Below are 18,064 nucleotides of genomic sequence, written 5' to 3' on the forward strand. Positions count from 1 at the left end.
CGTCCACACGCGTACGCTGCACGGATGACCCATTCGTCTCGCCGTCTGCAGCGGCTGCTCGGCGTGCTTGCGGCCCTCGGCGTCTGCCTCGGCCTCTGCGTCGGCTGCTCGACGACAGCCCCCGACGCTCCCGCTCCGGCGACCGATTCGCCCAGCACCGCACCGTCGGATGACGTCTTACCGACAGATGAGGCCCCCGGCTCGACCGGTGATGCGGCGATTGCATCCGCTGAACCGCAGCCGAGCGCTGCAGACGCGCAGGCGGCGCTGCAGACGCTGGCATCGCTGCCGGTGAAGGGTCGCGCGCCGAAGACCGGCTATGCGCGATCCGAGTTCGGCAAGGGGTGGCGTGATCCCGACCGCAACGGCTGCGACGCGCGCAACGACGTGCTGGCCCGTGACCTCGTGGCCGTGCAGCTTCGGGGGCCGTGCACGGTGCTCTCGGGCACGCTTCACGACCCGTACACCGGGGGGACAATCGCCTTCGTGCGCGGAGACAAGACCTCGCAGGCGGTGCAGATCGACCATGTCGTCGCACTCTCAGACGCCTGGCAGAAGGGCGCGCAGCAGCTGAGTGCCGATCAGCGGCTCGAGCTCGCCAACGACCCGCGCAACCTGTTGGCGGTCGACGGCCCGACGAACACGCGCAAGGGCGACGGAGACGCCGCGACCTGGCTGCCACCGAACAGATCGTTCCGCTGCTCGTACGTCTCGCGGCAAATCGTGGTGAAGTCGGCCTATTCGCTGTGGGTGACGCAGGCAGAGGCCGAGGCCATGCGGCACGTGCTGTCGAGCTGCTGAGGTCGGGCGGTCGCGTTCTTCGCGCTGATGAGGTAGTGTGGTGCACTTGGTGAGCATTCGTGCTCGCTCGCGTCGTAGAACGCCTCTTGAGCTCTGTACGAGCCCGCGCTGACCTCGCCCCGAGCTGGGACCCAGCGCAGAGATCTCTTTCATACGGCGAACGGATGCGCCGACCGGCGCCTTCGCCAATCAGTCACCAGGACGGTGCGCCATGCATGTGCATGGCGGTCTCATCGTGCCCCGGGTGACGCAAGCGGTCGTGGAGACTGCGGAAAGTCACACACATCATGACGACTCAGAAGACCTTCGCCGAACTCGGCGTTCCCGCACCGCTCGTCTCGGTGCTCGAGGCTGACGGCAAGACCGAGGCCTTTCCCATCCAGGCAGACACGCTGCCCGACACGCTGCGCGGCCGCGACGTGCTCGGCCGCGGCAAGACCGGCTCGGGCAAGACCCTCGCGTTCTCGCTGCCTCTGGTCTCACGCCTGGCCGGCGAGTTTGCCGGCGGCAAACGCCGCCCCGGGCAGCCCGTCGCGCTCGTACTTGCCCCCACCCGTGAGCTTGCGACGCAGATCGAGACGGTGATCGAACCGCTCGCCAGCGCCTACGATCTGCGTACGACCACGATTTTCGGCGGGGTGAAGCAGCAGCGCCAGGTCAGCGCTCTGAAAGCAGGCGTCGACATCGTCGTGGCCTGCCCGGGTCGCCTCGAAGACCTCATGAAGCAGGGCTTCGTGAGTCTCGACGCCGTGGAGATCACCGTGCTCGACGAGGCCGACCACATGGCCGACCTGGGATTCCTGCCGGCGGTCACCCGCATCCTCAACGCGACCCCCAAGAACGGTCAGCGTCTGCTCTTCTCGGCCACGCTCGACAACGGCATCGACAAGCTCGCCAACCGCTTTCTGCACGACCCGATTCTGCACTCGGTCGACGAGGCGAACTCGCCGGTCGCCAAGATGACGCACCACGTCTTCGAGGTCAGCTCGCCTGACGTCAAGAAGGCGGTCGTCGAGCGCCTCGCCTCCGGAACCGGCCGACGCATCCTCTTCATGCGAACCAAGCACCATGCCAAGCGTCTCGCGCGCCAGCTCACGGCCAACGGCATTCCCGCCGTCGACCTGCAGGGCAACCTCTCGCAGAACGCCCGTGAGCGAAATCTGGCGAAGTTCGAGTCGGGCGAAGTCAAAGTCATGGTCGCCACCGACGTCGCCGCGCGCGGCATCGACGTGCCTGAAGTCGAGTTGGTGATCCACGTCGATCCGCCGGCAGAGCACAAGGCCTACCTGCACCGTTCGGGTCGTACCGCGCGCGCCGGCCATCAGGGCGACGTCGTGACGATCTGCCTGCCCGAGCAGCGCCGCGACCTCAAAGGGATGCTGCGCCAGGCCAAGATCTCGGTCGAACCGATCAAGGTGACCGCCGAGTCGCCTGAGGTCGTCGAACTGGTCGGCGAAGCGGCGCCGTATGTCGCCCCGAAGCCCCCGGAGACGCCCGAGGGCAACCGTCGGCAGGGACGCGGCAAGTCGCGTCGTCGTCGCGGTGAGGGGCAGGGCACGGGTCAGCGTGACGGCTCGCATGAGTCGCGCGGTGGGCGCGGCGGCCACAACTCGCACAGCCGAGACTCACGCGGCGACTGGAACGGCTCGGACTCACGCGGACGCCGTGACGGCGCCCGTCGTGACGGCGGTCGTGCGGCGGAATCACGCGGCGGTCGCTCGCGTCGCTCGGGCGACGGCATCGCCTCGACGCACGGCTCGGGCCCGCGCAGCGGTTCGTCGTCGAAGCAGGGCGGTCAGCGCTCCGGCGGCGCCGCTCGGTTCTCGAGCAAATCGGGAGTCGGCCAGCTCGCCGGTTCGCGCGGCAAGGGCGGTCAGCGCCACGGGAGGTAGACGCTGCTCTGCGGTCGGGACGGGCACAGTCGTTAAACTGCCAGCATGAGATTCCTCGCCACGGCAGACTGGCAGCTCGGCATGACCGCAGGCTTTCTCGAGCCCGAGGCGCGGCCCAGATTCGTCCAGGCGCGTTTCGACGTGCTGCAGCGCATCACCCGCCTCGCGGCCGAGCGAAAGGCGCAGTTCGTCGTGGTGTGCGGCGACGTCTTCGAGACGAACCAGCTCGATCGGTCGGTGATCGCGCGCACCTTCGAGGCGCTGCGCGACTCCACCGTGCCGATCTACCTGCTTCCGGGCAACCATGACCCGCTCGACTCCGCTTCCATCTACGACGCGGAGGAGTTCACGGCACGGCGGCCCGAACATGTGCACGTCATTCGTGACAGCGCTCCGGTGGCCGTGGCGGCCGACGTCGAGCTCGTTGGGGCGCCCTGGTTCTCGAAACGCCCCGATGCCGACCTCGTCGCGGCAGCCTGCGCCGATCTGGTGCCCCCGGCATCCGGCGTGACCCGGGTCGTGGCCGGGCACGGGGCGGTCGCGACGCTGAACCCGGATGCGACCGACCCGGCGACGATCGACGACGGTGCCCTCGGCGCGCTCATCACCGCGGGGATGGTGCACGTCGCCGTCTTGGGCGACCGACATGCCACCGCAGAGGTCGGCGCGGGCATCTGGTATCCGGGCACGCCTGAGGTGACGGCTCGTCGCGAGGTCGATCCGGGGAACGTCTTGGTCGTCGACGTCGACCCAGACGCAGATCTGTCGGAACGCGTGCAGGTCGAACGCGTGCACGTGGGCGCGTGGCGGTTTGAGACGGTCGCCGAGACGCTGCAGGATGCCGACGATCTCGCACGGCTGCGCGGGCGCCTCGAACGGATTCCGGACAAGGCTCGAACCGGCGTCTGGCTGATGCTGCAGGGCACGCTCTCGACCTCGTTGCGCGCTCGTCTTGACGCACTGATCGACGAGTTCTGCGATCTGTTCGCGCTGATCAAGATCTGGGAGAGCCACAGCGATCTGGTCGTACGACCGGACGACGGCGACTTCTCAGACCTGCATCTGACCGGCTTCGCCTCGGCGGCGCTGACCGAGCTGATCGGTCGGGCCGAGGACACTTCTGCCGCAGACGCGCGCACCAGCGTGGCGGTCGAGCGCGACGTCGAGCGCGAGAACGATGGTGAGACGGCGAACGGGAACGTGGCAGAAGAGTCCGATCCCGAATTCGACCAGGCCGTGCGGGCAGCGCTCGAAGCTGCCGACGGAGAGAACGTCGGCGGGGAGCAGGCATCGGGGGTCAGGACCGCACAGGACGCGCTCTCACTGCTGTATCGGTTGACCGGAGGCGCGCGATGAGACTCACCCAGATCGAACTCACCGACTTTCGCGGCATCAGTCATCGCACGATCGCGTTCGGGGCAGGCGTCACTGTGGTGGAGGGGCCGAACGAGGTCGGCAAGTCGTCGGTGCTCGAGGCCTTGCACCTGGTGCGCGAGTACAAATCGAGCTCGAGGCATCGCTCGATCAGGAACGTGCAGCCCGTGGGGCGCGATGCCGGGCCCGAAGTCGCCATCGACATGCAGACCGGCCCGTACACGCTGACGATGCGCAAACGGTGGCTGGTGCAGCCGATCACCGAGCTGGCCGTGACTGCGCCCAAAGGCGAGTCGCTCTCGGGCGATGACGCGCACGATCGTTTCGTGCAGATTCTGCGAGAGACCGTCGACATGGGGCTGCTGCACGCCCTGGAAGTGCAGCAGGGCGACTCGCTCGACCAGCCGGAACTGGCACAGCTGCCGGCTCTGCAGACGGCGCTTGAGACGTCGGCAGACGACTTCGACGGGTATGACGAGCTGCTCGCTCGGGTCGAAAGCGAGTACACACAGTACTTCACCGCCACCGGGCGCCCGGTCAGAGCGGTCAGAGACGCTCGCCAGCAGCTGGCCGACCTGGCCCGGCAGTACAGAGATCTGCGGGATCGCAGCCGCGAGATGGACGAGGCCGCTGATGCCCATGCCGTCTGCCGGCGTCTGGCCGCCGACACCGCAGAGCGTCTGGAGCAGGCACGCACAGACGTCGCCGCTCTGACCCGCAGCAGCGCCGAGCTGCGTGTGCTGCAGGAAGGGCTGGCCTCGGCAGAGCGGGAGCACGAGAGCGCACAGCAGCGGCTGGGCGCACTGCGCGACCAGCTGCAGGCAAGACGTGCGCTGAACGATGAGCTCGAGGATCTGAAACAGCAGGCAGAGACACAGCGAGTCGAGGCGGAACGACTGGAGCTGAGTCAGACCGATGCGCAGACGCATGCCCGGCAGACGGCCGAACGGGTCGCCTCGGCGACGACGGCTCTGGCAGACGCCCGCGAACGGGCACGCCGCTGCGAACACGAACTGAGCCGGCGGCGCGACCATGACGAGCTGAATCGGCTCGGCGTTCAGCTGGAGCGCGCCACCGCGTCAGAGGCACAGCTCCGTGCGGCTGAAGCCGTGCTGCGGGTGCAGCATATCGATGACAAGAAGCTCAGACGCCTGACGAAACTGCAGACCGAAGTGCACGTGGCGACGCGAATGCGAGACGCGGCTGCTGCGCAGGTCACGGCCACGCGTCTCGGCGGCGATGCGGTTGTGCTTGACGGCAGCGCCCTCGACGCCGGCGCAGTTCGTGAGGTCGCCGTGCACGACCACGTGCGCATCGAGGTCGAGGGAGTCGTGCGCGTCGACGTCGCACCTGCGGCCAAGACCAGCGAACTCGATGCCGACGTGCAGCACGCGCAGTCAGCCCTCGAACGTGCGTTGAGCAGAGACGGAGTCGCCACCTTCGAAGACGCCGAGCAGTCTGCCGAACTGCGTCGCACGGCGGACGCTGAGCGGCAGCGGGCCGAGACCGAGCTGCGGGCGCTGCTCGAGGTCGACGACGACGTTCCGGAAGCGATCGCCGAACTGCGAGCCCGCGTCGAAACCCTGCGAGCTCGCCTGCACAGCGATGACGAGCCGCGCGAGCCAGACAAAGCTGCAGAGCCGGGCCGACGCGACTCGGCCGATCTGTCCGTGCTCGAATCGCGATCGTCGGATGCCCGTGATCGACTCGACGACACCGAGCATGAGGTCGCCCTCGCGCAGCAGGCGAACGAACGTGCGCGCGAGCGGCTGACGGAGGCCGCCACTGCGGCGGTGCGAGCGGCCGAGGCCTACAAGGCGGCGCTTGCCGAATGCGAACGGCTGACCGTCAGAATCGACAACGACCGACAGTCACTCGGCGACGTCGCTCTCAACGAGCTTGTGGATCAGGCAGAGGGCTCTCTGCAGTCGGCTGCCGAAGGCGTCGAACAGGCGAAACGACGCCTGCAGAATGCCGACGCAGAGAAGATCGAGCTGCAGGCCGAGAATGCTCGGCGGCTGGTGCAGAGCACCACCGCCGAGCTCGAAGACGTGCGCACTCAGCGCGACGAGCTGCAGGGGCGGCTCAAACTGCTGGCGGGGGAGGGCATCTACGATCGCCTGCAGGTGGTGTGCACCGATCTCGTGACGGCGCACGAGCAAGTGGCGCGAACCAACCGCGCCGCACAGGCGGTGTCGACACTGCGCGAGACGCTGCTGCGGCACCGCGACGAAGCCCAGCAGCGCTACGTGGCTCCGTTCCGACGCCAGATCGAACGGCTGGGGCGCAGCGTCTTCGGACGCGACTTCGCCGTCGAGGTGAGCCCGACGCTGCAGATCGCATCGAGAACCCTCAACGGGCGCACCATCCCGTTCGACTCGCTGTCAGCCGGCGCTCGAGAGCAGCTGGCACTCATCGGCAGACTCGCCTGCGCTCAGCTGGTCTCGTCAGACGACGGCGCACCCGTCGTGCTTGACGACACGCTCGGCTTCGCCGATCCGGAGCGACTGGAGATGCTGAACGCGGTGCTCAGCCAGCTGGGCGGCACGGCGCAGGTGATCGTGCTGACGTGCCAGCCGCGACGCTTCGCTCGCATCGGGGGAGCCAAACAGGTTCATCTCACTCGCGCGGAGCACTGGGCAGGTCGTTGATCGCTCGTATCAGCTGGAACAGATGGCCGATCTGACGTGAGTCCGGCGTGAGCATGAGACGAGGCAGATCGACCTTGTCGTGATCGCGCGTTTCGGGCCGCAGCGGTTCGGTGCGGCAGATGGCCGCATCGGGGGTCAGATACGAGAATCGCCGGTTGAGGTCGGCGATCTCGTCGTCTGTCGGAGCGTTGCGCAGCCGGAGGATCAGGCGGCTGCCCACCCAGCGCAGCGAGTCGTAGTTGTTCCAGAAATGTGCGATCTCGTGCACGGCCTCGTCGACCGAGTCGGTGATCATCACGCGGTCGAGATCGTCTGGCGAAACCACTCCAGACGGAATGAGCTGATCGTCGACGAAACGGCGAAGGCCGCTCCAGAAGCCGCCGATCGGGCGTGGAGGAGCCTCGTCGGCGGCAGGATCATAGCCGGCTCGATTTCGGGCGCGGCTCGCGTGCGCAGACACGGCTTCCGTCGGAACGCCCTCGGCAGGACGGTCGAGCAGCACGATCGGGGTGGGCACCGACTTGCCTGTCTGCTGCAGAGTCAACAGCTCGAAGAGCTCGTCGAGCGTGCCGAACCCGCCAGGGATGCACACGAACCCCTGCGACTCTTTGACCAGCATGAGCTTTCGCGTGAAGAAGTACTTCATGCTGACCAGATTGGTCTCGTCGGTGAAAGTCGGGTTGGGCGATTCGAACGGCAGCCGGATGGCCACACCGATCGAGCTCTCCGGTCCGGCTCCCTCGGTGGCCGCCTGCATGATGCCAGGGCCTGCTCCGGTGACGACGAGCCAGTTCATCGCCGCCAGCCGTTCTGCGACGTCACGAGCCATCTGGTAGACGACGTCGTCGGGTTTGGTGCGCGCAGACCCGAAGACTGTGACCTTGGGGCGCCCGTCGAAGCGCGCGAACAGCTGAAACGCCTGCCTCATCTCTGAGATCGCACTCGAAGCGATCTTCAGATTCAGTCGATCGGCGCCGTCTTCACCGAGACCGAGGCCCTCAATGACGATGCGTTCGACCAGATCGGCATCATCGGTGATGCCGCACTCCTCGATGAGCTCGCGCACCTGCCCCAGCTGGCGCTCCGGAGTCGACGGTAGGTCGACGGAGGCAGGATCTGGGCTGTGGGAAATCGACTGTGCGGACATATCTCCAGCATGTCACAGGGGAGCGACCAGAACGTGAACGTCGCTCCGATCATCGGTGAGCAGCCCGAACGACAGTCGGGATGGGAAGCAGAGACCGACGGCCCCTGCGACATGCAGACGCCCGGATTATGTCAGCTCGCACATTGCTGGCAGTCGCCGGGGCGCGTGACAATGTTTCGAAGTTCGAGCTGATCGAGCTCGTCACAACAGGCAAAGGCGGTTGTTATGACTCAAGAGATGAAGGTGCACATTCTCTCCACCGGAGTGATGGAATGTGACTACACCTGGCTGCTGCTCAAAGCAGGCAGCACCATCGTCGATCGACATCACAAAGACCAGAAGCCCCGGTGGGATGACTGCCCCACGCATGCGGTGCTGGTCGAGCATCCAGAGGGGCGACTGCTCTGGGACACCGGTGTTCCTCGTGACTGGGAGACACGGTGGAAGCCCACCGGCTTCGAGGAGTTCTTCCCGGTGAAGGAAGATCCCGAGGGCCCCGGCTACCTCGACAGCGCGCTCGCCGACCTCGGTCTGACCCCGGACGACATCGACGTGCTGGTTCTCTCACACCTGCACTTCGACCACGCATCCAACACGAAGCTCTTCAACCCGGAGCGCACGCGGATCATCGCGAACTCCGACGAGATCGCCGGTGCCTTCGCGATCGACGGCGTCTTCGCCGGGGCGCACCTGGTCTCTGACTACGACGGCGTCAAGATGGAGGCCGTCTCAGGAGACCAGGAGATCTGGCCGGGTGTCTCGGTCATCTTCACCCCCGGTCACACATGGGGCACGATGTCCCTGCGCGTCGATCTGCCGAATGACGGCACGAAGATCTTCACGTCGGACGCCGTGTACCTCGGCGAGAGCTACGGGCCGCCCGCCATCGGCGCCGGTATCGTCTGGGACAGCGTGAAGTGGCTGGAGTCGGTCGAGAAGCTGCGCGGCATCGCCGATCGCACACAGGCTGAGCTGATCTTCGGCCACGACCCGGAGCAGCGCAAGCAGCTGCGGCTCGCCCCCGAGGGCGGCTTCTACAGCTGATGATTCTGTACGACTTTCGCTGCGCGAACGGGCACGGCTTCGAGGCGGTCGTCGACGAACAGACGGCCACCGACCCGCTGTGCCCGACGTGCGGCGCTGCCGGCGCCCGGCTGATCTCGACGCCGACGGTCGGCGGCAGCTGTTCGGCCGGCCTGGGCGAGGGTGAGCTGCCGCAGACGTGGACGGCCGCAGACCGCGGTGACCGCGAGACCGTCGATCGGTGGCGCGCACAGGCACTGCGCCGCGAGCGTCTGACCGAACGCTTTCCCGAGATCGCGGGCGACCGCCGGCCCGTGGTCGCTCATGAAGGCGTCTTCGAGCAGCGTCCGCTGCGGGCCGGCGAAGACGTCGACCATGCGCTGCGAGAGGCGAAGGAGATCAGTCTCGATCATGCCGACCGGCAGGCGTTCGAGCGCCGCAACGGCTGATTCCGAGCCGAGACTGCGAGCAGAAGAAGGGCACCATGACGGTCACGATCGATGAGGGCGGCATTCTGCATGGCGACGCAGCTCGTGACCGCATGCTGGTCGGTGTGCGTACGCTCAGTCGTCTGGTCGGCGTCACGCTCGGCCCTGCCGGACGCAACGTCGTGATCGGTCTGCCAGACGGCCGTGTCATCACGACCAACGACGGTGCGACAATCGCCCGCAGCATCCGCCTCGACGACCCGATCGCAGACATGGGCGCCCAGCTGATCTGCACCGCCTCGAGCGCGGCCGATTCGGCGGCGGGAGACGGCACCACCACTGCGACCGTTCTCGCCGAGGCGTTCATCGCCTTGGGCCTGCGCCACATCGCGAGCGGAGATGATCGTCAGACGGTGGCTGCGCGTCTTCGAGGCCTGGCGGATCGCGCTGCCGGCCTCGTCGCCCGTCATGCGGTCACGGTTCGTTCGACGGACGCCGTGGCCGAGATCGCGGCGCTGGCCGCCGGAGACCGGGAGGTCGGCGCGACCATCGCGGCAGCGGTCGACCGCGCGGGGAAGCTCGGCGTGGTGACGGTGCAGGAAGGGACATTGGGCGGAAGCGGCGGAGCCTCGTCGCTCATCGATGTCGAAGAGTCTTCGGCGATGGCTCTGGACGCCCGTCTCGTCGATGAGCGATTTTCGTCGCCGGCGGGCTCGGCCCGATCACCGCACGGTCTGCTGATCGCCGATGAACCGCTCATCGTGGTGGTCGACGCCGAGATCACGAGCGGCGAGGAGCTGATCGCCCCGGCCCGCGTGGCCCACGAGTCAGGTCGGGCGCTGGTCGTCGTAGCGCACGAGTTCAGCGCGGACGCCCGGGCCATGCTGCTGACGAACAGCAGGCAGGCGGGGCTGTTCGCTCTGCCTCTGGTCGCGCCGAGCAGCGGGATCCGACGTTCGGACCTGCTTGAGGACCTCGCCGTGTCGGTGGGCGCCACGCTGCTCGGCGGGCCTGAGCTCCCTGTGCGCCGGTGTCGTGCCGACGACTTGGGCAGCGCCCGACAGGTCGTCGTCCGCGATGTGGCGCGACAGGTGCAGCTCGGTGCGACGAGCGCTTCGGCCGGCACGACGACGTTCTCAGGGGGAGCGGCAGATCCACAGCTTCTGCTCGCCCGAGTCGACCGGCTGCGCAGGGCGCTTGCGCTGGCGGTCGATCCGTTCGACGCCGAGCAGCTGCACCTGCGGCTGGCTCGACTCGCTGGACGAACCATCACGCTGCGGGTCGGCGGGCAGACGCAGTGGGAGCGCTCAGAGCGTCGGCTCCGAGTCGACGACGCACTGCACTCGGCGCTCTCAGCTCTGCGCAGCGGTTGCGTGGCCGGTGGCGGAGCCACGCTCGCTGCGGCCGCAGAGGCCCTGCAGGCATGCGAAGTCGATGCGTTCGCCCGGGAGTTCGCCGATGTGCTGCTCGTGCCGCTGCGCACGATCGCAGAGAACGCCGGGCGAGACGGAGCCTCGATCGCTCGGCGGCAGATGGAGCTGCTGCGGGAGGCAAGGCACAGCTCGACTGACGACTCGGGTGACTCGTGGCGACTCGGGTACGAGGCCTCTGCCGGACGCTGGTGCGACCTCTTCGAGGCGGGCGTCATCGACTCGGCCGTGACGGTCGAACGGGCGCTGACCTCGGCCGCCTCGGCTGCTGCTGTCTACCTGACCTCAGAGGCCGTCGTACCGAGGAGCCAACAGGTGGTCTCTTTCACCGAGACCACCACCGGACACCACCGTCACTGACGGGCTGATTCCACGGTCAGTGCGTGCCTGCGCGCGATGCCCGGCAGCGGAGGGCGACGGGGTCAGTGCGCCTCATCGGCGTCGGTGGACGCGCCCCTGGAGGTTCTGGGCGGCCAGCTCGAGCAGCAGCGCCGCAAGTCGGTTCGACTGCAGATAGTCGAAGATGTCGAGGTCGCCGGCCAGATGATTCTCGCAGAGCCTGAGCCATGCGTAGCCGAGCGCAGTCGTGACGCCGCCGGCGACCGCGCCGGTGATCACCCACCCGGCGCCCGGCACGAGCTTCAGCAGGCTCGTGGCGAGTGTCTTGCCGGCAAGGGCGCTGGTCAGCTGAGCGACCAGCGCGACCGTCGCCTGCTTGGTCAGCGAGATGCCGTAGATCGAGGCGATCCTGCGCAGCATACCCACCTGCACGGCCATCAGCGGCACCGCATCTGCGACGGGAATGGGAATCGCACCGATCCCCGTGGCGGTCGTCGACGCCAGAGCGACGACCTTACGCGCGGCGCCGTGCTTGACGGCGATGCTGACGCTTTGTGCCGCGGCCAGCGCCGCGCTCACGCCTTTTGGGGCCGCTTCGAGGGACACCTCCACAAGATGTTCGAGGCCGAAGGCCTGTGTGCCGGAGAACGGGTCGTCCACTGCGGCGATCGGCACCGGCCTGCCCGTTTCGATGGGCAGCCGCAGCGACGTGAGATAGTCGACGAACTGCTGCACGTCGGGAGGAAAGCCGATGCTGGCCTTCCATGGTGTCTGCGTGATCACGAGGAACACGGGGACGTCGAGAGCCGCAAGATCTTCGACGAGACGTCGCTGAGTCTGATCGAAGCGTCGATCGGCCGCCTTGATGCAGAACCAGATGCCGTGGATGGGCTCGCCGGCCTTCGCACGCTCGGCATAGGTCTTCTTGAACGAACGCACCACATCGCGCAGCTGATCGAAGCTCTCGACTCCTTTGAAGTCGTAGAGGCCGAGAGTGCCTTCGTCGTTCGTGTACAGCGAGACCTGCTGCGTGACCGGAGCGCCGACGCCGGTAGCCGCCAGATCCTCGCCGAAGACGGCGTTGATCAGCGTGCTCTTGCCGGCACCGGTCGCCCCGATCACCGCGAGGTTGTATCGCGGCAGCTGCGCCTCATCCCACGCCTCGTCCAGGCGCCCCTGAGGGTCATGACCCAGCTGTTCGGTCATGCCCGCTTCTGCAGCCCGTCGACGAAGCCCTTGACCTGGTCGAAGGTCTCTTTGCGGCCCAGCAGCAGATAAGCGGTCGGACCGACCCAGTTGAGCGCGAGCGCACCGGCCCAGAGCGCCTTCGGGCCGTTGATCTGCGACTCGGGACGCTTCACGAGATCCGAGCCGGCATAGGCGGCCAGTGCGAGCTGTGCGGCGCCGGCCACGAAGCCGAAGACCTTCGAACCGCCCTTGACTCTGCCTTTGACTTCGCCTTTGGTCTCGAGCGCCTGATCTTTGAGCTTTGCCATTGATGCCTCCTCGATTGCCGTGACCACATCGGACGATGCCGTCGTGTGCCCAGCCTAGTGCGTTCGTGCGACAGGGGCCGGATGGTGCGCCGGCGTCTCGTGCCTCGGCTCGCCATACCGGCCGGCCGAGTCCCATGCGAGCCGGTGCACCTGAGCGATCGTTACCTCCAGTGACGCCGAAAGATGTGCCCGAGCGGGATGAGATGGCTTACTGATGCAGTCATGTCAGCGACCTCAGGAGGATCAATCATGCGACCACAACGGAGGAATCGACTGCTTGCCGTGGTTCTCTCGGCGGCCACGGCATCCACACTGCTCGCAGGATGCTCTGCCGCCGACCAATCGGCACAGGCAGTGGGCGAGCCCAAGTCAGGCGGCACGGTCACCTACCTCGAGCCGCAGGCCTTTAGCGGGCTCTACCCGCCCGCAGCCGGCTTCTACCCGAACGGCAGCATCGTCAACAACCTCACCGACCGGCTGCTTTATCAGAACCCCGAGACGCTGGAGCTCGAGCCCTGGATCGCGAGTGCACTGCCCGCTGTGAACGCGGACGCAACCGAGTACACGTTCAGGCTGCGCGAAGGGGTGACCTACTCGGACGGCACGCCGCTCGACGCCGCCAACGTCGTCAAGAACTTCGACCTCTACGGCAAGGGGGACAAGCAGCGCAAGCTGACCGTCTCGGAGGCATTGAACAACTATGACCATGCCGAGGCCGTCGACGAACACACCGTTCGCTTCCACTTCTCGGCACCTGCCCCGGGGTTCGCTCAGGCGACGTCGACCATCAACTCCGGCCTGCTGTCGAACGCCACCCTCGATCGCGACTCCGAGGGCTTCGCGCCCGGGCAGGCGAAGCAGATCGTCGGCAGCGGCCCGTTCGTCGTCACCGACGAGCAGCTGAACACGGAGTACACGCTCACGGCTCGTGAAGGGTACGACTGGGCGCCGCCGTCGCTCGCGCATCAGGGCAGAGCTCGCGTCGATGCGGTGAAGGTGGTCGTGACACCTGAGAGCAGCATTCGGGTGGGCACGCTCGTCGCCGGTCAGGCTGACGTTGCCCGCCAGATCGATCCGCCGGATGAGGCGCAGGTCACCGGCGCAGGACAGAGTCTGCACGTCGCCAGCACGAACGGCATCGACAACGCGCTGCAGTTCCGGTTCAGAGATCGACGGCTCAGCGACATCCGAGTGCGGCAGGCGCTCATCGCGGGTGTCGACCGGCAGCAGATACTCGATCAGCTCTACACGGCGAGCTATCCGCTGGCCACCTCGCCGCTGGCGAAGAGCGCACTCGGCTACAAAGACGAATCGGCCGCCTACCGCTACGACCGACCGCGGGCACGTGATCTGCTGGACGAAGCCGGATGGCACGTCGGTGATGACGGCATTCGCACCAAGGACGGTGAACGGCTGACCCTCACCGTCAATCACGCCATCCCGCTGCCGAGATCGAAGGAGCTGGTCACGATCCTGCAGGAGCAGCTCAAAGAGGTGGGCGTCGAGGTGAGGCTCTTCCAAGGCGATCAGGCGGCGCAGAACGCCGCCGCTCTCGACCAGGACACGGTGCAGGTCTATCACCAGATGGTCGGGCGAGCCGACTACGACGTCATCAAGAGCCAGTACTCGGGCGACAATCGCAACGTCTTTCTGAACCTGGACAAGACCGACGGATCGTACGGCGACCCGCATCTCGAGGAGCTGCTGCACGCCGTGGCCAGCCGGCCGAGCGCCGAAGAGCGTCAGCGTGCGAGCGAAGCCGTGCAGGACTATGTCACCGAGCAGGCATATGTGCTGCCCATCTACGAAGAGCCCCTGGTCTATGGGACGAGCTCTGCGGTACAGGGGTTCGACACGGAATCGGTGGGGCGGCCGTCGTTCTACAGCCTCTGGCTGAACCGGTGAGGAGCTGAATCGCTGAATCGCTCAGCCGTCATCGTGTCAGTCGTGCGCGTCATCAGCCCGACGTAGCAGACATGTTCGTCTCCAAGCGCGCGGTGGCGCCCGATCGTGCGGACGGATTGCGATCAGCGGAGTGAGACTGACCGCCGGGTGTGGAAGTCGCGGACCATGTCCTCGATGGTCTCAGCCCACGGGGTCTCCTGCTCGCCGAGCTCGTTCCGTGCCGCAGAGTCATCGAGGACGAACGGCTCGGTGAACTGATAGGCGACTGTGCCCAGCTGACGCATCATCGGTGAGAAGAGACCGAGAGCGGTCAGCAGCCAGCCTGGAATCGGCTGGAGTCTCGGGTGCGTCTGTGCTGCCTGACCGTTCAGACGCACATCTGCGTCGAGCAGCGCCTGAGCGACGTCTCTGATTGCGCAGGCCGGAGCGCTGGGCACATGCCAGACGCGGCCCCACATGTGTTCGTCTTGCACCGCCCGCGCCAGCAGGCGCCCGAAGTCCCTGATCGCGGTCCACGTGTGTGGCTGGTCAGGATCTCCGATTGGATGTGCGGCCGCCCCGGAGAGCACCGGAACGACCAGCCGGTCGCCGGCGTGGGCCCCAGCTCCGGCTCCTGCTCCGAGGTAGTCGGAGCCGCGGATCTCCGTCGCCCGTATCCTGCCCTGCTTATGAGCGTCGAAGAGCGTCTCCCAGACTTCTGCACGCACTCGTCCCAGCGCAGACGGTGGGTCGATCTTTGAGGTCTCGCCGAGCGGAGAGGAGCCGAGTGCATAAGGGTACAGGTTGCCTGCGACTGTCAGCGATGCGTCATGCTGTGCCGCGATCGCGATGAGCTGCTGGGTGGCCCTCGGCCACATCCGCGACCATTGCGGGTACGGCCAGTTGCAACAGGCCACGATCGCCGACAGCCGCAGGGTGCGTACGGCTGCCAGCGCCTCGGGAGTCGTAATGTCGCAGGCGATCGACCGTGCCCCGCCAATGACGAGTGGATCGGTGTCGGGCAGTGGGCGACGTGTGGCCACGACGACGTCGTGACCCGCGTTCAGCAGGTGCTCGGCGGTGGAGCGGCCAAGTGCTCCGGCGCCGATGATGAGAGAAGTTGACATGGGTGGCTCCCGTCTGGGGCACGGCTCACCAGGGTGAGAGAACCTGCACCGTGAACAGTGTTCACTCATAGTGATGACTATAGTGAACACTGTTCACAAGCGCAACGGCAAATCACTGTTCTGAGAATGGAGACCCATGATGACTGTGCGGCGGGGTGAAGAAGCCTCGAGAATCGGAGACGCCCCGGAGCGACGAGTGCAGAGCAATGAGCACGACGCTGTTCGGCTGAGAATCCTTCGCGTTGCGGAGCATCAGCTTGCCACGGTAAGCCCGTCTCAGCTGTCGATGCGTGGCATCGCGCGAGAGCTGCGCGTCACGGTGGGGGCTCTGTATCGATACTTCGACGGGCGCGATGATCTGCTCACCGAGCTCATCGAGCGTGCCTACAGTGATCTGGCGCAGAGTATGAACGACGCTGACGCCGAAGTGCAGCATTCGGGCGGGTCTGCACGACAGCGCTGGATCGCGGTTTGGGAGGCAGCCTCTGCATGGTCGCAGAGACATATCCAGCGGTTCTACCTGATATACGGCACGCCAGTCATTGGATACGCCGCGCCGGATTCGACGGTCGAGCCAGCAGGGCAGGTGGTGCGCGTGCTGTTGAATGTCTATCTCGATGGCCACAGCAGCACGGGGATGAGCGAGACGCCCCTGGGGTGGACTTCCGCCGCGAACAGTGGCACAGTCGGGCCGCTGATCGCAGAGGAAGACCTGGAGCGTGTTCGGGGCTGGGTGCGGCAGCACGTCGGTGGAGCGAGGGGCGGTGCTGACATCGCCGACGGACTCTCTGCCGCTGAGGTGTTTGCGGTCATCAGCGCATGGACGGCCTTGATCGGCACGATTGCTTTCAGTCTTGGCAGTCACTATCGCGGCTCGATCGAGGACGTGCAGGTCTACCTGCGGTCTCTTGCCCTCGATCACGCGACGCGCCTTGGGCTGACGGACGTGACGCCGAATCTGGAGTGAGGCCGGTCTTGTGACATACCGCGCAGATGCCAGGCTTCGCCGGCTCGAAGGTCAGAACCCGAGGTAGCGTCCTGGGCGATGGTTGAGCGCGATGACCAGGTTCATGATCACCGCACCGATGGCCGAGAGCAGCACGTTCATCGGCGAGGTGACGGAGAACGAGGCGGCCACGATGATCACGTCCAACGCCATCTGCACGTAGCCGGCGCGCCATCCCCATCGATCCTGAATGATCAGGGCCATGATGTTGAACCCGCCGAGACTCGCGTGATGCCGAAAGAGGATCAGCAGGCCGATGCCGGCGAGCAGGTTTCCGGCGACCGCCCCGTAGACAGGATTCTCCGCCAGCGTTCCGAGCATCGCCGGGTGCAGGGGAGTGAGCGCCGACACGGCAGCGACCGCGATGACCGTGCGGATGGTGAAGTTCCATCCGCGCTGTCGCACCGCCAGCACGAAGAACGGCAGGTTGACCACCATGAACAGCACACCGAAGGGAACCGGCGTGGCGTAGGCCAGCAGCAGCGAGAGCCCCGCCGTGCCGCCGGTGACCACGCCCGCCGAGTGCAGCAGGTACAGCCCGAGCGACGCGGCGAACACACCACTGCCGATGCCGACGACGTCATCGAGGATGCTGTGGTGCTGTGCCGGATATCGGCGGTCGCTGGAGTCGCTGGCAGAGGTCATAGCACCGAATTCTACTTCGTGTCGGTGTCCTCCTCGGCCTGCCCATGCGCCTCGTCGTCAGAGGCCAGGATGCGGAAGAGCGCTTTGCGAGTGCGCTTGAGCTCGTCGATCGCCGCGTCTCGCTGCTGCTGCGTCGAGTGACGGAAGTCGCCGATGACGGTCATGAGCGCATGCGCCGCTTCGCGCAGTCCTCCGTGCTCGCCACGCTGAGGCCGGGCGTCCCAGATGTGTGCGATCTGCTCGGCGTGTTCGCGGACGTATGCGGCGCCTGCGGCGGTGAGTTCGTGGGCGCCGTTCTCTCCGCTTGCGGTGATGAGCCCCTCTTCGGTCAGCTGCTGCAGCGTGGGGTAGATCGACCCGGGGCTGGGGCGCCAGCTGTCGTCAGTGCGCTCGGCGATGCGTTTGATGATGCCGTAGCCGTTCGCCGGCTCGTCGTTCAGCAGCGACAGAATCGCCAGTCGGGTGTCGCCCCGGCGTGCACGGCCGCGCCCGCCGTGTCCGAAGCCGCCACGCGGGTCGAAGCCTGGACCTCCGAAGCCCGGTCCACCGAAGCCCGGTCCACCGAAGCCGGGACCGCCAGCGTCGGGGCCTCTGCCGTGTGACCGTCTGTGGCCGCGGTCGCCGAAGCCGCCGTCATGGCCGCATCCGTCGAAGCCGGGGCCGCCGAAGCCGGGCTCGTGATGGTGATGATGATTGTGATGCTCGTGTCTCACGATGTTCTCCTTTGTGACTATCGCGATATATCGCGATCTAGATGATCAGAAATATATACCGATATATCGAAAAGTGCAAGAGTGAGGCGGTCGATCTGATGCGAGGTG

Annotated in this window: 15 protein-coding genes; 9 read left to right on the plus strand and 6 right to left on the minus strand. The window is 66.6% G+C overall.

Annotation, left to right across the window (positions count from 1 at the left end):
* Positions 1–24: 24 nt before the first annotated feature.
* From F8O08_RS03790 to F8O08_RS03805, 4 genes are all read left to right on the plus strand, one after another.
* The gene (locus F8O08_RS03790) at positions 25–801 is read left to right on the plus strand and encodes an HNH endonuclease family protein (protein ID WP_158042572.1); all 777 of its coding nucleotides are present in this window, start codon (positions 25–27) and stop codon (positions 799–801) included.
* Positions 802–1,088: 287 nt separating this feature from the next.
* Positions 1,089–2,693, plus strand: a complete 1,605-nt coding sequence (locus F8O08_RS03795; protein ID WP_158042573.1) for a DEAD/DEAH box helicase — start codon at positions 1,089–1,091, stop codon at positions 2,691–2,693.
* A 45-nt stretch (positions 2,694–2,738) separates the two neighbouring features.
* Complete coding sequence (locus F8O08_RS03800; protein ID WP_158042574.1) at positions 2,739–4,049, plus strand: metallophosphoesterase family protein; 1,311 nt, start codon at positions 2,739–2,741, stop codon at positions 4,047–4,049.
* Positions 4,046–6,718: an AAA family ATPase gene (locus F8O08_RS03805; RefSeq protein ID WP_158042575.1), complete on the plus strand. Its 2,673-nt coding sequence runs from the start codon at positions 4,046–4,048 to the stop codon at positions 6,716–6,718. Before F8O08_RS03800 ends, F8O08_RS03805 begins: the two co-directional genes overlap by 4 nt.
* Here F8O08_RS03805 and F8O08_RS03810 read toward each other — a convergent pair.
* Positions 6,687–7,865 carry an LOG family protein gene (locus F8O08_RS03810; protein WP_158042576.1) on the minus strand — a complete coding sequence of 393 codons (1,179 nt, stop codon included), beginning with the start codon at positions 7,863–7,865 and terminating at the stop codon, positions 6,687–6,689. The genes F8O08_RS03805 and F8O08_RS03810 overlap by 32 nt on opposite strands.
* 225 nt (positions 7,866–8,090) lie before the next feature.
* Between F8O08_RS03810 and F8O08_RS03815 the strand changes: the two genes are divergently transcribed.
* The 3 genes from F8O08_RS03815 to F8O08_RS03825 are packed head-to-tail and all read left to right on the plus strand — an operon-like array spanning position 8,091 to position 11,106.
* Complete coding sequence (locus tag F8O08_RS03815) at positions 8,091–8,909, plus strand: N-acyl homoserine lactonase family protein (protein ID WP_158037657.1); 819 nt, start codon at positions 8,091–8,093, stop codon at positions 8,907–8,909.
* Positions 8,909–9,337 carry a zinc ribbon domain-containing protein gene (locus tag F8O08_RS03820; protein WP_158042577.1) on the plus strand — a complete coding sequence of 143 codons (429 nt, stop codon included), beginning with the start codon at positions 8,909–8,911 and terminating at the stop codon, positions 9,335–9,337. Before F8O08_RS03815 ends, F8O08_RS03820 begins: the two co-directional genes overlap by 1 nt.
* 35 nt (positions 9,338–9,372) lie before the next feature.
* Positions 9,373–11,106, plus strand: coding sequence for a TCP-1/cpn60 chaperonin family protein (locus tag F8O08_RS03825; RefSeq protein ID WP_158042578.1), 1,734 nt, complete (start codon positions 9,373–9,375; stop codon positions 11,104–11,106).
* A 72-nt stretch (positions 11,107–11,178) separates the two neighbouring features.
* On the opposite strand, the gene F8O08_RS03830 is transcribed toward F8O08_RS03825, so the two are convergent.
* The gene (locus F8O08_RS03830) at positions 11,179–12,291 is read right to left on the minus strand and encodes a YcjF family protein (protein WP_158042579.1); all 1,113 of its coding nucleotides are present in this window, start codon (positions 12,289–12,291) and stop codon (positions 11,179–11,181) included.
* Positions 12,288–12,581, minus strand: a complete 294-nt coding sequence (locus tag F8O08_RS03835; protein WP_158031139.1) for a PLDc N-terminal domain-containing protein — start codon at positions 12,579–12,581, stop codon at positions 12,288–12,290. The genes F8O08_RS03830 and F8O08_RS03835 overlap by 4 nt, the downstream gene beginning before the upstream one ends.
* Positions 12,582–12,830: 249 nt before the next feature.
* Between F8O08_RS03835 and F8O08_RS03840 the strand changes: the two genes are divergently transcribed.
* Entirely contained in the window at positions 12,831–14,486 is a 1,656-nt protein-coding gene (locus F8O08_RS03840; protein ID WP_158042580.1) for a TIGR04028 family ABC transporter substrate-binding protein, read from the plus strand.
* A 122-nt stretch (positions 14,487–14,608) separates the two neighbouring features.
* On the opposite strand, the gene F8O08_RS03845 is transcribed toward F8O08_RS03840, so the two are convergent.
* Complete coding sequence (locus F8O08_RS03845) at positions 14,609–15,592, minus strand: NAD-dependent epimerase/dehydratase family protein (protein WP_158037663.1); 984 nt, start codon at positions 15,590–15,592, stop codon at positions 14,609–14,611.
* Positions 15,593–15,728: 136 nt separating this feature from the next.
* On the opposite strand from F8O08_RS03845, the gene F8O08_RS03850 reads away from it, so the two are divergent.
* Positions 15,729–16,559, plus strand: a complete 831-nt coding sequence (locus F8O08_RS03850) for a TetR/AcrR family transcriptional regulator (RefSeq protein WP_158042581.1) — start codon at positions 15,729–15,731, stop codon at positions 16,557–16,559.
* A gap of 51 nt (positions 16,560–16,610) precedes the next feature.
* Here F8O08_RS03850 and F8O08_RS03855 read toward each other — a convergent pair whose 3' ends face one another.
* Positions 16,611–17,243, minus strand: a complete 633-nt coding sequence (locus tag F8O08_RS03855) for a YitT family protein (RefSeq protein WP_158037665.1) — start codon at positions 17,241–17,243, stop codon at positions 16,611–16,613.
* Positions 17,244–17,254: 11 nt separating this feature from the next.
* Positions 17,255–17,956 carry a PadR family transcriptional regulator gene (locus F8O08_RS03860; protein ID WP_158042582.1) on the minus strand — a complete coding sequence of 234 codons (702 nt, stop codon included), beginning with the start codon at positions 17,954–17,956 and terminating at the stop codon, positions 17,255–17,257.
* Positions 17,957–18,064: the final 108 nt, after the last annotated feature.

It is taken from the genome of Pseudoclavibacter sp. CFCC 13611 (genome assembly GCF_008831225.1).
GTDB lineage: Bacteria > Actinomycetota > Actinomycetes > Actinomycetales > Microbacteriaceae > Pseudoclavibacter_A.